Raw genomic sequence first — 13629 nt, forward strand, 5'->3', positions numbered from 1 at the left:
CCCGTGAAACAGGAACCCACCCAGAGTGCCCGCGATGGCGCTGGCAGGAATCTCCGACCTTCAGACCGGAGAGGACGTCAATACTCCTACATCTGGAGCGAGGTATTGGACGCTGACACCGTGCAGTGGTTCGAGGACGGCGCCGCACCCATCCGTGAGAAGGGCGAGACCTTCCGGCGCGAACTGCTGTCCCGCGGCGGTTCGGTGGATCCGCTCGCGGCCTTCGCGTCCTTCCGCGGCCGCGCCCCGGAGATCGAACCGCTGCTGACCCGCCGAGGACTGGTGAGCTGACCCGCATGCGCGGGAGTGGGTGCACAACCGTACACTGAGTGGCGCCAGGTCGGCGCCACGACCCGAAGCGGTCTACACCGTGACCGAGCGCGCACCGTGCGACGCGCCCGGCGAAGATCAGGTCCTCGCGGCGCCGACGGCCGGTCCCACGGAGCTATAAGGGGTTGTGCACATGGGTTCACCAGCGCGAGTGACGATCTCGTACGCGTCGGCGGCCGAGATCGAGGCCAACTACCCGCGGTGGTGCGCACTGGCGGGGATCGGCGACACTCCGCTCGGCGGCTACGGCCGGGAGCTGGCGCAGGCACAGCGGCGCGGTCTGCTCGCCTCCGCCATGGCGCCCTCGGGCGTTCGCGCGATCTCGGCGGCCGCGGGCAAGGGCGAGCTGGCCGGTGCGGTCGCCGCGCGCAGCCTGGTCCTGGTGGCCCAGTGCGATCGCGTCGTCATCGGCGGACTCTTCGCCGGGCCCGACGCCTTGGTGGTGCACCGCTTCCAGCCGTGGGGCACCGCCGCGCAGGCGCGCGCGCTCGTCGGCCTGATGAAGGTGGGCGTGCTCGCGGTGGAGCCGGAGTTCCGTGGCGCGGGCGTCGGCGCGAGCCTGCTGCGGTACGCCGCCGATCGAGCGGCCGCCGGTCGAGTCCGGCTGATGTACGGATCGTTCACCGCCGCTACCGATTTCGACCGTTTCTGCACCGACCGCGGCTTCCGAGTCCTGGGGCCGGGGCAGAGCATCGACCTGTCCCCTGTTCTCGGCGTGCCCGCGGAACTCGATCCACCCAATGGCGAACGGCTCGTCGCGACCGCCATCGGTGACGGCCCGCCGGTCGGCGCTTCCCCGAACGGAGGCGATAGCGCGCGCCCGCACTCGCCCGCCGATGGCGCGCGTCACCCGGCGTCGTAGCCGGACCTCAGACGTCTCGCACGCCGACGTGCACACCTTCGGCGATACGGAACAGGTCCACCACCGCGAGAATCTCTTCCATCGTGGCCTCGGGAAGCCCTTCGACGGTCTGGGCGAAGCGGCGCAGGGCACGGTCGGTGAATCTCGCGACTACTCCGGCGTCACCGCCGTGGCCGAGCGGCCCGTTGTCCGGACAGGGGTGTGCGAGCGACATGTCCACTCCGTTCCGCCAGCAACGTTGCCGTGCAGTAGCCATCAACCGATGCTGCGAGTATCGGGCGGCGGAGCGGGCGCTGTCACTGGGCAATCGCGAGAAAGAACGACCGAAAGTTGGTTACTGGATACAAACGCCTCGTTGCGGTCGGCCGCGCGGGACCTGACCAGCAGAATACGTTGTTTCCCGTTGTGGCACAGCCCTTTTCATCCGTGACAAGGCCAACAGCCCGAGCCCGCCAAGAGACGACCGCCTTCCAGCGCATCCCGAATCCGGTCCGGCGGCGCGGCGAAGCAGGCGTGGTGCGACCAGCCGCGGGACCAGGCCGACGCCCATCGCGACCCCTCGCGCCTGTTCGAGGAACCCTGGGGCGACCTGACTGAGACAGATGACGCAGGGCCGCGGGTAATCGTGCCGGGGCACCCGCCTGAACCGGCCGTCCAGAATCGAACGTGAAAAACCTCGACTCGAACCGACCAGCCGGTGTTAATGTGGTGGCCGTCACAAGGCCGCTCGGCGGCACGTGGCCCGCGTGAAGGTGAACGGTTCTCTCCGGAAAACCTGGGCGGCGGTTACGAGAAACCCAGGCGCGCAACCGTTCACGCCGCCACCGGTCGAACACCGGTGGCAGGCGCCCGTTCGGGGGACGGGCGATGCGACGCTGCCAACGCGGCAGCTGCACAGGTGGTCAGCAAGTCGGCGCGTCCGGAGACACCAGCAGGTCGGCCCCTTGGGCCCTGCCGCCGGTGCGCGCCGTGGAGTGAGGTGTCCGAATGCTCGATACCCGACCCATCACGACGAATTTCCCCGGTTCAGTCACTCTTTTTCCGAACAAGACCTCGGCGATACCCGCGCAGGCCGCCGCGAACATAGCGCGCCTGCTGCCCGATCACCCCTTGGTCGGCATCTCGGCCTGGGGACTCGACGGCCTCGAGGTCGTCGGTTGCTCGGATCGACAGGCCGCGACAGTGGAGCAGGCCCTCGTCGATTTTCCGGATTCGCCGGGCATGGACGTCATCCGGCGGCACAAAAGGATCTCGAGCGCCGACCTCGCCGCGGAATCGCGTTGGCGCGCTTACTGCGCTTACCTGCGCGAACTCGACATACGGTCGCTGTACTGTCACCCACTCGTCTCCGAGGGGCAGGTGCTCGGCCTGTTGAACCTGTACTCCCACCGCACCAACGCTTTCCGCGCGAAGGAGTGACGCGGACGCGGGGAGGGGCGCACCCCTCCCCGCGCTCCGGGAACTCGTTCACGCCGAGCCGGTGGCAATGGCGATGAGATCCGCGACGGCTCCGACCACCGTGTCGACCAGGTCGAAGATGGCGGAACCGAGATCGAGGATTTCCATCGTGTCTCCTCTTCCGTTGGGGAACAACGCAAGCCTCGCACGCGGCCGGTGATACACATCACACCGCGGCAATGACACGCCAGTGGCAGTCGGTCCAGGAGGCACGGTGACCATCTCGCACGGGCCCGATCTACGTTCACACTCCGCCGACGGCGACGGAATTCCCGCGGAAATGCCGTCGTTCTCATCCGCGCAGATCGCCAGGACGACGCTGATCGAGCGACTCGACGCCATCGTCGACAGCGACGAGCACCGAGTGCTGTTGATTTGCTCGCCCGCCGGAAGCGGCAAGACCGTCCTGCTCGCCGACTGGGCGAGCCGACTGTGGGCGCGGACGTCGCGACGACCCGCGCTCGGCTGGATCTCGGTGTCCGAGCATCCCGCGCCCGGCCTCTCGCTGTGGCAGACGCTGCGCGATCAGCTCGGTCTGCCGAACCCGCCGCAGCGCCGAACCGTCGACGCTCCCGATTTCGACGCGGCCCATCTCGTCGAGGCTCTGACCGCGCGCGGAACGCCGACGGTGATCGTCATCGATGACGCCCACCTGGTCGCCGAGCCGCTCGCACTGGCTGGGCTGGAACACTTCCTGCTGCACGCGCCGCCGACGGTCACCACCGTGGTCTCCGGTCGCTTCGATCCGCCGCTGCACTGGCATCTACTCGGGCTGACCGAACGATCGACCCGGTGGGGCGCCGCCGACCTAGCGATGACGAGCACGGAGGTCGCCGCGCTGTGCCGCGAACACCACTGCGAACTGGACGACGCCGAGCTCGCCACGGTCCTCGACCTGACCCACGGGTGGGCGGCGCTGGTCCGCATCACCGCGATGTGCCTGGTCGCGAACCCCGACCGCGCCGCGGCGCTCGGCGTCCTGGCCCGGCCGCCGCGCGCGGTGTCCGACTTCCTGGTCGGCGAGCTGATCGGCGCCCTGCCGACGTCCGTGCGGCTGTTCGTCACCTACACCAGCGTGCCCGCCTCGTTCACCGAGAAGATGGCCGACGAGCTGATCGGCGGCGGCGCCACGCACACGCTCTACGAGCTGGACCGGATGAACTTCCCGGTCAGCTCGATCGCGCGCGGCGGCGAGGTCTGGTTCAGCTACCACCCGATGCTGCGGGCGTACTTCCTCGCCGAGGTGAACCGGCTCGGCGCGCAGGCCCGCGCCGAACTGCACCTGCGGACCGCGAACGCGCTGCGCCGCGCCGGGCTGCCACGCCAGGCGCTGACCCATCTGCTCGCCGTCGGCGACCCACGACACCTGCGCAATCTGCTCGTCGAACACGGGACGACGATGGTCCTCGACGGGGACGGCGCCGCGCTGTTCGGCGAGCTTCAGCGCGCGCGGCCGAGCATGCTGGACGACCCTTTCGTCTGGTTGCTCCGCGTCCTCGACGCGCTTTTCCACGGCAGCGCCGCCGACGCGCAGGCCTACCTCGACGTCGCCGGCTCGCGCGGCAGCCGCCCGTCGTTCGTGCCCGCGCACTGGATCGACGCGCTCACCGTGGCCGCGACGGTGGACGCGGCGGCCGCGACCGGGATGGTGGCGGGTGACCTCGCCGTGGCCGCCGTGCCGCCGACCGGCAATCCCGATATCGACTGCTATCTGGCGATTCAGTCGGCCACCGCGCTGATGGTCGGCGAACAGCTCGGCCGAGCCGAGGAGGTGCTGTCCCGCGGACTGGCCCTGGCACTGCACGCGGGCCACCCGCGGCTCGCGCTGCGCGCACTGACCCGCCTGACTTTCATCGCCTGCGGACGTGAGGCCACTGCCGCGATGCGCGACCGGGCCGGTCGGGCGCTGGCTCTGGCCGCCGAGCACGGCCTGCTCGGCACACCGGACGCGGCGCAGGCCATGACCGCCGCCGGACTGGCCGCCTACCTGCGCGGCGAGGAACCGGATCCGAGCCATATCGCGGCGGCCCTGTCCCAGCACGCGGTGCAGGACGGATCCGAGAGCCCGCTCGCCGGCTGGCACGGCTACGTGGTCGGGCTGCTGCTCGCCGTCGAACAGGGCGCCGACCGGCGCACGGCCGTCGACGACCTGCGCCGCGCCACACAGCTGCTGCTCGACAAGGACACCGTCCCCGCCGCGACCGCCACCGTCGTCCCGCACGTGGTGTGGGCGCTGCTGAGCGTGTCCGAGCCATTGGCCGCGCAGCTGCTCGCCGAGCGGGGGCAGCGGCTGCTCGGCGACCTGCCCGATGTCACCGTGGCGCGCGCGGCGGTCGCCGAGGCGGCCGGGCACAGTCAGGCCGTGCTGGCGCTCGTCGAACCGTTGCTCGACGGTGCGAACGACGCGCGTCCCTCCACCCTGGTCACCGGCTGGTTGCTGTACTCGTCCGCGCAGCACGCGAGCGGCAATCGCGCGAAGGCGCGGACCGGCCTGGAGAACGCGTTGCGGCACGCCGCCGCCGATCACCTGGTCCGTCCTTTTCTCGACGTTCCGAACGCGATCGAACTGCTCGATGTCTACGCGGGACGATGGGGTCGGCTCGACGAATTCGGTGATCTCGTCCGGCGAAATCGCAATACCGCCCGGCGCTCGACTCACCCGGCGCTGACGGATGCCGAATTGACCGTCCTCAAACACCTTCCGTCCGGCCGGACCGCGCAGCAGATCGCCGGGGATCTCGGGGTCTCCATCAATACCGTCAAAACGCATCTGCGTTCGATCTACGCGAAATTCGGTGCGAATTCCCGCGTCGCCGCGCTGGATTTCGCACGGCGCAGCGGCGTGCTCTGAGGACCCCGGCGGTCTCCGGAAATCTCATCCGCGGCGTGTGAGGCCAGCCGCGCGCTCGGCGCGCCAGACTCGACCATCGCGCAGTGGAAGGAGAGCCATGGCGGTCCTGACCAGGTACCAGTTCATCATCGACGGCGAACTGTCCGACCGCGCACTGGCCGCCTTTCCCGACCTCGACGTCGCACCGTCGCGCAGCGGCACCACCTCGCTGTTCGGACCCGTGCCCGATCCGACCGCGATGCGCGCGGTTCTCGCGATGATCGACAACCTCGGCCTGACCCTGCTGGAGATGCGCCAACTGCCGGACTGAGGTGTCAGCCCTCGGCGCTCTCCTCGCCGGACCGGAACTGCGCGCGCTTCCAGTCGCCGTAGGGTTCGTCGCGCTCACGCACCGCCTCGCGGAAGCCGACGGTGGCCGAGCGCAACTGGAAGGCGTAGCCCTCGCGGGTGTGCCGGGAGATGCCGTCGAACACGGTGCTGACCATTCCCGAGTTGGCCACGCCCTGCGCGAGCAGCGCGCTGTTGAGCGCGAGCTTGGCCATGATGAGCTGGTTGACCGGCATCCTGGCGATGCGGGCGACCAGCGCTTCGGTGCGTTCGTCGAGCTCGTCGGCGGGGCAGGATTCGACGGCCAGGCCCCAGTCGGCGGCCTGCTTGCCGCTGATGCAGTCGCCGGTGAACAGCAGCCGCTTGGCGAGCTGATCGCCGAGCCGGTGCGCCCACATGCCCGCCGCCGGAATGCCCCAGACGCGGGTGGGCGGGTAGCCGATCTTGGTGTCGTCGGCACAGATGATCTGATCGGCGAACAGCGCGATGTCGGTGCCGCCCGCCACCGCGAAGCCGTGCAGTTTGGCTACGGTCGGCTTGTTGGCGTGCAGCAGGCTGGAGAAGCCGCGGTTGAAGCGGCTCATCATCTGATAGTCGACCATCGGATCCCAGGTGCCCCAGGGATTGTGGTTGCGCGCCTGCACGGCGGGATCGAGGACCGTGCCGTCCACCGGCGCCGCGCCGGCGTCCGGTGCGAAGCCGTTCTCCGCGAAGATCGACAGGTCGTAACCGCCGCAGAAGCCCTTGCCGCGCCCGGACACCAGGATCACGTGCACGCGCGGGTCCAGATCGGCCCGCTCGACCGCCGCGGCGAGTTCGATCGGGGTGTCCGCGGTGATCGCGTTGCCGTGGTCGGGACGGTCGAAGGTGATGCGGGCGACCCGGTCGGTGACCTCGTAGGTCAGCGTCCGATACCGGATGTCGGCGGGCGCCTGTTCCCGGTCGGCGAACAGCGAGTCCTTGCCTTCGGTCAGGCCTTCGTACCAGGCGGCGGGGCGAGTACCGGCGTGGTCGGTGTAGTCGGGCAACGGGAAAGTCCCTTTCGATTGGGGGAATCAGAGCTTGGGCGTCACGCGTTCGATGATGGACCCGGTGTCGACGCCGTGCGGCAGAGTTCCGAAGACGTCGCCGTGATCGCGGCCGAGCCTGCTGGCGGCGAAGCCGTCGGCGACGGCGGGATGTCCGTAGCGCACCAGCAGCGAGCCTTGCAGCACCTGCGCCATCTCGCCGACCACACGGCGGGCGCGGTACTGGATCGTGTCGAAGTCGGCGAACTGGTCGCGCAGCGCGCCGATCGCGGCGTCGAGCCGGGCGTCCGCGCCGCGAGCCTGCTCGACCTCGTCGAAGAAGACGCCGAGGGCCTCCGGCTGTTTGGCCAGCGCGCGCAGCGTGTCGAGCGCGGCGACGTTGCCCGAGCCCTCCCACACCGACATCAGCGGCGCCTCCCGGTACAGCCTCGGCATCCGCGATTCCTCGACGTACCCGTTGCCGCCGAGGCATTCCAGGGCTTCGGCCGCGTGGATCGGACCGCGCTTGCAGACGTAGTACTTGCTGACCGCCAGCGCGATCCGGCGCAGTCGGTCGGCGGTCTCGTCACCGGCCACGGCCCGATCGGTCACCTCGGCGAGCCACAGCGCGACCGTGGTCGCCCCTTCGGCCTCCAGCGCAAGGTCGGCGAGCACATTGCGCATCAGCGGCTGGTCGATCAGGTGCGCGCCGAAGGCGCGGCGATGGGTGGCGTGGTGCACGGCCATGGCGACGCCCGCCCGCATTCCGGAGGCCGACCCCAGCGTGCAGTCGAGCCTGGTCAGGTTCACCATCTCGATGATCGTCGGGACGCCGCGGCCTTCCGCGCCGACCAGCCAGCCGACGGTGTCGTCGTACTCGACCTCGCTGCTCGCGTTGGAGTGGTTGCCGAGTTTGTCCTTCAGGCGCTGCAAGTTGAAGGTGTTGCGGGTGCCGTCGGGCAGCACGCGCGGGACGAAGAAACACGACAGTCCGCCCGGCGCCTGCGCGAGGACGAGGAAGAAGTCCGACATCGGCGCCGAGGTGAACCACTTGTGCCCGGTGATGCGGTAGGTGCCGTCCGCGTTCGGCACCGCGGCCGTGGTGTTCGCGCGGACGTCGGAGCCACCCTGCTTCTCGGTCATCGACATGCCCGCGATCAGTCCGCGTTTGGTCGACGGCACGCGCAGACCGGGGTCGTATTCCTTGGCGACGAGCAGCGGCTCGTACTGCGCCGCGAGTTCGGGGTTGGCGCGCAACGCGGGGACCACGGCGTAGGTCATCGAGATCGGGCAACCGTGGCCCGCGTCGACCTGGCTCCACACGCTCATCTTCGCCGCGCGGACCAGGTGCGGGCTCGGGCCGCGGTCCGCCCACGGCGCGGCGTGCAGGCCGAAGCCGACCGCGTACTCCATCAACCGGTGATAGCTCGGGTCGTACTCGACCTCATCGATCCGGTGCCCGTAGCGGTCGTGGGTCCGCAACACCGGCGGGTGCGCCTCGGCCAGGTCGCCGAGCGCCTGCGCCTCGGCGCTGCCCGCGACCTTGCCGACCGCGCGCACGTCGTCGATGGCCGATTCGGCCCCCGCTCTGCGCAACGCCTCCAGGATCACCGGCTGCTCGGCCGCGTCGAAATCCACCAGCGGCGGAGCCTGATTCGTCACCTCGTGTGTGGGCATAACCGTCCGTCCTCCCAGCTATATTACAAGCCTGCGTCACGCGCCAGAGAATTGCAATACCCCGCCTCGTCCCCCGCGGTGGCCGTGCGGCGAGTGGCTAGCATCGGGGCATGGATTCGCGTGGTGCGCCGGTAAGGAAGCTGACCGCGCGGTCGGCGATCCTGAGCGCACTGCTCGGCGCGCATCCGGCCGAGGCGCCGGTCAGTTGGATCGTGCGGGTGTCGACCGGGCTCGGACTCCAGGAGTCGGCGGTGCGCGCGGCGCTGACCAGGATGGTCGCGGTCGGCGACCTGGAGCGCCGCGACAGCGCCTACCGGCTCTCGCCGCGGCTGATCGAGCGGCAGCATCGCCAGGACGAGGCCATGCATCCACCGACGGGCGAATGGGACCGCACGTGGCGGCTCGCCATCGTGACGGTCGGCGCGGACGACTCCACCGACCGGGCCGCGTTCCGGGAAGTGTTGCGCGCCAAGAAGTTCGGCGAACTCCGCGAGGGCGTGTGGACCCGGCCGGACAATCTCGGCACCGAGTTCCCCACCGCCGCGGCGCGCCGACTGACGATCTTCACCGGCCACCCCGGCGAACCGGACAGCGAACTCGCCGAACGGCTCTTCCAGCCGGACGACTGGGCCGACGACGCGCGACTGCTCTTGTCCGCCATGTCGGCCGCGGACTCCATCGGCGACCGGTTCGAGGTCGCCGCCGCGACCGTGCGGCACATTCTCAACGACCCGATGCTGCCCGCTGAACTGCTACCCGACCGCTGGCCGGGCCGTGAGTTGCGCGCGGCGTACCTGGATTTCCGCACGGAGTTCGCAGCATTCGCCGAGGCGTTGATGGGGACTTCAGCACAGCGAAGCTGATGGCCGGTGCTCGCGCGGGTACGCCTGCTGCCTGGCGAACCACGGCACGGTATGCCGCTGGTCGGCGAGCGGGTCGACCAGATTCGCCTGCCGCTCCGGGGTATTCACCGCCGTGCGCGATCGGCCTGCGGTTCACACGAAGCGGCGATGCGTCGCGCACGCCGCGAGAATTGCGCTGGTCAGCGGATGTGAGTCCTGGCATGCTTGCCGGGTGGGCACCGGGGAGATCACGGTCGAATTCGCGACCGAGCTGGAATTGTTCGTGGCCGCCGGGCTGCGCGGGGGTCCGTCGAGCGTGCGCGTCGACGGGGTGTCGACCGTGGGGCACGTGGTGGAGTCGCTCGGGGTGCCCCTCACCGAGGCGGGCGCGCTGGTGGTGAACGCGCAGACGGTGGGACCTGCCTATGTGCCCAAAGACGGCGATTCGCTCGCGGTACGCGCGGTGACCCGTCCGCAACGAATGCCGGACCCGGTGCGCTTCCTGCTCGACATCCACCTCGGCACCCTGGTGCGGCGGCTGCGCCTGCTCGGAATCGACGCCGCCTACGAGAACCCCGACATCGGCGACGCCGCGTTGGCGACGCGGTCGGCGGCCGAGCGCCGCATCCTGCTGTCCCGGGATCGCGGACTGCTGCGGCGGCGCGAAATCTACGCGGGCGCATACATTTACAGCCACAAGCCGGCCGAGCAACTCGACGACGTGCTGTCCCGCTTCGCCCCTTCCCTCGCCCCGTGGACCAGGTGCACCACCTGCAACGGCCTGCTGCGCGAGACCGACAAGGCGACCGTGCTCGAGCGGCTGCCGAACCAGACCGAACAGACCTACGACACCTTCGCCCAGTGCGTCGATTGCGGCCAGACCTACTGGAAGGGCGCGCACCACGCGCGACTCGACGCGATCGTCGCGCACGCGCAGCGAAAGTTCGGTTCCTAGACCGGCACCGGCTCAGCTCGCCTCGCCGCGGTAGGCCTCGCCCGCGACGAGCAGATCCCGCAGTCGCGCCGCGGGATCGAGTTCGATGCCGAGGGCGCGCAAGCGATGATCGATCAACAGCCACGCCTCGGCGGTCAGCTGGTCGACCAGCGTCTCCCTGGTGCTCTCGCGGTGCGTCAGCCACCAGCGCACGGAGGCATCGATCAGCCCGAGCAGCGCGATGATGAGCCGTTCCGCCGCGGCTCGGTCCGAACCGAAGCGCGGGATGTATCGCGTTGCGGCGATGAAGATCTCGGAGGCGAAGGCGCTGCCGCCGATGCGCGGTTCGTCGTTGCCGCTGCGATAGTTGCGCTCCACGAGGAAGCGGTACAGATTCGGGTGCTCCCCTGCCCAGGCGACGTGTTCGGCGATGGGCGCGCGGATGACGTCGATCGGCGTCCCGTCGACGTCGAAGGTGGCGCGGATGCGCGCGGTGAGCTCGGCGTGCGCGTGCCGCGCGACGGCGCGATCGAGTTCTTCCTTGCCCGCGATGTGCCGGTAGACGTGCGTGCGCACCAGCCCGGCGCGGTCGGCGATCTGCCCGATCGAGGCATCGGGCCCGTGCTCCTCGATCGCCGCGACGGCGGCCGCGACGAGCGCGCGGCGCCGTTCGTCACCGCCAGGCCCGCGCGCGCCCGAGCGGCGGGTTTCGGCGGTGTCGGTCCAGCCCTGTCGTCCCACGCGGCTCACCGTATCCGACCTCCACGGGCGCTGTATCCGATCCGTGCGGCCGCTCGAGATTCCGTCTTGTCCCAGCGCAACCGATGGTACACACTGTACCCGTAAACACTGGTCACAAGTATTGCCAGTAATACGCCGAGCCTAAGGAGTCTCGATGGCCGCCTACCGGTCGTGTTGGATGAACGACGACCTGGACGCGCTGCGCGACCTCGCGCGCGCCTTCTTCGAGAAGGAAGTCGCGCCCAACGTCGACAAGTACATCGCCCAGCACCACGTCGACCGAGACCTGTGGAACAAGGCGGGCGAACTCGGGCTGCTCTGCCTGTCCATCCCGGAGGAGTACGGCGGTGGCGGCGGCACCTTCGCGCACGAGGCCGTGCTGATCGAGGAGCAGGCCAGGGTGGTCGACACCGCGTGGGGCCAGAGCCTGCACAACGGCATCGTCGCGCACTATCTGCTCGCCTACGGCACCGAGGAGCAGAAGCGGCACTGGCTGCCGAAGATGGCCAGCGGCGAGGTGGTCGGCGCGATCGCGATGACCGAGCCCGGCACCGGCTCGGACCTGCAGAGCGTCAAGACCAAGGCGGTCCGCGACGGCGACGAGTACGTCGTCAACGGCTCCAAGACCTTCATCACCAACGGCGCACAGGCCGACCTGATCATCGTCGTGGCCAAGACCGACACCTCCCAGGGCGCGGCGGGCATCAGCCTGGTGCTCGTCGAGGCGGACCGCCCCGGCTTCCGCCGCGGCCGGGTGCTGGACAAGATCGGCCAGAAGGGCCAGGACACTTCCGAGCTGTTCTTCGAGGACGTGCGCATCCCGGTGAGCAACCTGCTCGGCACGCAGGAGGGCCAGGGCTTCGTCCAGCTCATGCAGCAGCTGCCGCAGGAGCGCCTGATCATCGCGGTCGGCTCGGTGGCGGGCATGGAGACCGCGCTGGAGCACACGCTGCGCTACACCAAGGAGCGCGAGGCGTTCGGCCGCCCGGTCTTCGGCTTCCAGAACACGAAGTTCAAGCTGGCCGAGGTCGCCACGGAGGCGAAGATCGCGCGCGTCTTCACCGACGACTGCATCGCAAAGCACATCGCGGGCGAACTCGACATCCCGACCGTCGCGATGGCGAAGTGGTGGACCACCGACAAGGCCATGTCGGTCGCCAGCGAGTGCCTCCAGTTGCACGGCGGCTACGGGTACATGACCGAATACCCGATCTCGCGCATGTGGGTGGACAACCGGGTGCAGATGATCTACGCGGGCACCAACGAGATCATGAAGGAGATCATCGCCCGGTCACTGTGAGCCGCAGCCTTTGCTTCGCAGTTCGATTGCGATGCAAAGGCTTCCACAGCGGCGCACGCCCGCGGGCGGACGGTCACCGGCGGAGCCGCCGGGTGTGGCCGCCCGCCCCGCGGATCCACCGGGTGCGCGGCCGTCGGCTACCGGGCGTCTCCGGCCGGCTCCGCGCAGGCCGTCCCCGTCCGGTGCTCGGCCGCGAGTTCCGGCGCGCGCTGCGCGTTCGATCGGTGCGCCGCGATTCGCCAGGCGCTGCGCTGGGACCCCGCGCCGAGGCGTTTGGCCCACGAGGAACCAGTGGCGGCGATCTCGGCGGCGGTAGCGGGCGCTATCTCCGTGATCGTGAGACCGTGCGCCGCGTAGGGTCCGGCGAGACCGCGCAGGTCGTTCTCGTCGATCGGCGGCAGACCGGAACCGCGATCGTGCTCGATGACCGATACGAGGATCGACAGTGCAGCGCCGGGCTTCAGCAACCGGGCGAGACCCGTCACGACGACCGGATCCGCGGTGACCACGCCGCGCAGCAGCGAACCCCACGGGAAGTACACGGTCACCGCGTCGGCGACGCCGTCCAGTTCCGTGGGCAGGCGCTCGGCGGCGGCCACCACGAACAGCGCGTTCGCGAGCTTGCCGCGCGCGGCCTTGCGGGAGGCTTCGAACATGCCCGCCGCGTTGGCGTCCACGCCGATCACCAATCGGCGGGGGTCGGCGGCGGCCGCGGCGAGCACCGCGCGTCCGTCGCCGGTACCGAGGTCGATCCGGACCGCCGAATGGCGTCCGATCAGCTCTCGGGCTTAACCGATGTCCACATCGCGGATCTTCTTGCCGCTGACGATTCGCATGGGCGCGACAGTAACCGGACGCGTCCGGCGGCGCATCCGAATTTCCGGCGGGCGGTTCAGCCGCGCGCCGCGATCCTGGCCTGCACCTCGGGGCGGCGCAGCGGCGGCACCGACTTCGGCGGCACCTTGCGGTCCGGCAGCTCGGCGAGCAGGCGGGTCGTCACCGCGGCGATGTCGGCCACCGCGGCCTCCACAACCGGACGCGTCGCGGCGGAGACGCTGGAGATGCCCGCGACCTTGCGCACGTACTGCAGCGCCGCCGCCTGGATCTCCTCCGGTGTCGCCGCGGGCTCCAACCCGCGCAGGGCTGTGATGTTTCGGCACATGCTTCGAGGCTACCGAGGTGGGGTGACATCGTTCCCCGCTCCACCGCACGCTCCCGCGTAAGGTCGGAACGGTCGGTTCGGGAGAGGGCGTGTCCCGCTCCGCCACGGCCATGCGCGGCTGTCGGCGGGCTCCGTTCG

Annotated in this window: 14 protein-coding genes; 8 read left to right on the plus strand and 6 right to left on the minus strand. The window is 69.9% G+C overall.

What is annotated here, in order from left to right:
• The first annotated feature begins 3 nt into the window (after positions 1–3).
• Both T333_RS18420 and T333_RS18425 read left to right on the plus strand, forming a co-directional pair.
• On the plus strand, positions 4–291 hold the full coding sequence (locus T333_RS18420) for a M3 family metallopeptidase (protein ID WP_496425222.1): 288 nt from the start codon (positions 4–6) through the stop codon (positions 289–291).
• Positions 292–463: 172 nt separating this feature from the next.
• On the plus strand, positions 464–1192 hold the full coding sequence (locus T333_RS18425) for a GNAT family N-acetyltransferase (RefSeq protein WP_355000994.1): 729 nt from the start codon (positions 464–466) through the stop codon (positions 1190–1192).
• Positions 1193–1199: 7 nt separating this feature from the next.
• Here T333_RS18425 and T333_RS18430 read toward each other — a convergent pair whose 3' ends face one another.
• Positions 1200–1406 carry a hypothetical protein gene (locus T333_RS18430; protein WP_355000995.1) on the minus strand — a complete coding sequence of 69 codons (207 nt, stop codon included), beginning with the start codon at positions 1404–1406 and terminating at the stop codon, positions 1200–1202.
• Positions 1407–2179: 773 nt separating this feature from the next.
• Here T333_RS18430 and T333_RS18435 point away from each other — a divergent pair.
• The 3 genes from T333_RS18435 (at position 2180) to T333_RS18445 (ending at position 5811) form a co-directional block, all read left to right on the plus strand.
• A complete protein-coding gene (locus T333_RS18435) occupies positions 2180–2611 on the plus strand; it encodes a GAF domain-containing protein (protein ID WP_496425223.1) in 432 nt (143 codons plus the stop codon).
• Between the two features lie 253 nt (positions 2612–2864).
• Positions 2865–5501 (plus strand): LuxR C-terminal-related transcriptional regulator, encoded by a 2637-nt coding sequence (locus T333_RS18440; protein WP_357252364.1) that lies wholly within the window; start codon positions 2865–2867, stop codon positions 5499–5501.
• A gap of 97 nt (positions 5502–5598) precedes the next feature.
• Complete coding sequence (locus T333_RS18445) at positions 5599–5811, plus strand: DUF8691 family protein (RefSeq protein ID WP_355000998.1); 213 nt, start codon at positions 5599–5601, stop codon at positions 5809–5811.
• A gap of 4 nt (positions 5812–5815) precedes the next feature.
• Here the strand turns inward: T333_RS18445 and T333_RS18450 are convergent, their stop codons facing one another.
• Together T333_RS18450 and T333_RS18455 are read right to left on the minus strand one after the other, a co-directional pair.
• Positions 5816–6856: a crotonase/enoyl-CoA hydratase family protein gene (locus tag T333_RS18450; RefSeq protein ID WP_355000999.1), complete on the minus strand. Its 1041-nt coding sequence runs from the start codon at positions 6854–6856 to the stop codon at positions 5816–5818.
• Between the two features lie 27 nt (positions 6857–6883).
• The gene (locus T333_RS18455) at positions 6884–8512 is read right to left on the minus strand and encodes an acyl-CoA dehydrogenase family protein (RefSeq protein ID WP_496425224.1); all 1629 of its coding nucleotides are present in this window, start codon (positions 8510–8512) and stop codon (positions 6884–6886) included.
• Positions 8513–8622: 110 nt separating this feature from the next.
• Here T333_RS18455 and T333_RS18460 point away from each other — a divergent pair, with 110 nt between their 5' ends.
• Both T333_RS18460 and T333_RS18465 read left to right on the plus strand, forming a co-directional pair.
• Complete coding sequence (locus tag T333_RS18460; RefSeq protein ID WP_496425225.1) at positions 8623–9375, plus strand: PaaX family transcriptional regulator C-terminal domain-containing protein; 753 nt, start codon at positions 8623–8625, stop codon at positions 9373–9375.
• Between the two features lie 211 nt (positions 9376–9586).
• The gene (locus T333_RS18465) at positions 9587–10309 is read left to right on the plus strand and encodes a Mut7-C RNAse domain-containing protein (RefSeq protein WP_496425226.1); all 723 of its coding nucleotides are present in this window, start codon (positions 9587–9589) and stop codon (positions 10307–10309) included.
• Positions 10310–10321: 12 nt separating this feature from the next.
• Here T333_RS18465 and T333_RS18470 read toward each other — a convergent pair whose 3' ends face one another.
• The gene (locus T333_RS18470; protein WP_355001003.1) at positions 10322–11029 is read right to left on the minus strand and encodes a TetR/AcrR family transcriptional regulator; all 708 of its coding nucleotides are present in this window, start codon (positions 11027–11029) and stop codon (positions 10322–10324) included.
• Positions 11030–11183: 154 nt separating this feature from the next.
• Between T333_RS18470 and T333_RS18475 the strand changes: the two genes are divergently transcribed.
• Positions 11184–12329, plus strand: a complete 1146-nt coding sequence (locus T333_RS18475; protein ID WP_496425227.1) for an acyl-CoA dehydrogenase family protein — start codon at positions 11184–11186, stop codon at positions 12327–12329.
• Between the two features lie 137 nt (positions 12330–12466).
• On the opposite strand, the gene T333_RS18480 is transcribed toward T333_RS18475, so the two are convergent.
• Positions 12467–13108 carry a class I SAM-dependent methyltransferase gene (locus T333_RS18480; protein ID WP_496425326.1) on the minus strand — a complete coding sequence of 214 codons (642 nt, stop codon included), beginning with the start codon at positions 13106–13108 and terminating at the stop codon, positions 12467–12469.
• 113 nt (positions 13109–13221) lie between these two features.
• The gene (locus T333_RS18485) at positions 13222–13491 is read right to left on the minus strand and encodes a DUF2277 domain-containing protein (RefSeq protein ID WP_067788783.1); all 270 of its coding nucleotides are present in this window, start codon (positions 13489–13491) and stop codon (positions 13222–13224) included.
• Between the last annotated feature and the right edge of the window lie 138 nt (positions 13492–13629).

The sequence above is a fragment of the Nocardia sp. CNS-044 genome, from assembly GCF_059570515.1.

Excerpts from the sequence above, each read along its gene's own strand:
- T333_RS18460 (WP_496425225.1), top strand. The coding sequence starts at position 8,623 with ATGGATTCGCGTGGTGCGCCGGTAAGGAAGCTGACCGCGCGGTCGGCG.
- T333_RS18485 (WP_067788783.1), bottom strand. The coding sequence starts at position 13,491 with ATGTGCCGAAACATCACAGCCCTGCGCGGGTTGGAGCCCGCGGCGACA.
- T333_RS18435 (WP_496425223.1), top strand. The coding sequence starts at position 2,180 with ATGCTCGATACCCGACCCATCACGACGAATTTCCCCGGTTCAGTCACT.
- T333_RS18475 (WP_496425227.1), top strand. The coding sequence starts at position 11,184 with ATGGCCGCCTACCGGTCGTGTTGGATGAACGACGACCTGGACGCGCTG.
- T333_RS18455 (WP_496425224.1), bottom strand. The coding sequence starts at position 8,512 with ATGCCCACACACGAGGTGACGAATCAGGCTCCGCCGCTGGTGGATTTC.
- T333_RS18425 (WP_355000994.1), top strand. The coding sequence starts at position 464 with ATGGGTTCACCAGCGCGAGTGACGATCTCGTACGCGTCGGCGGCCGAG.
- T333_RS18445 (WP_355000998.1), top strand. The coding sequence starts at position 5,599 with ATGGCGGTCCTGACCAGGTACCAGTTCATCATCGACGGCGAACTGTCC.
- T333_RS18430 (WP_355000995.1), bottom strand. The coding sequence starts at position 1,406 with ATGTCGCTCGCACACCCCTGTCCGGACAACGGGCCGCTCGGCCACGGC.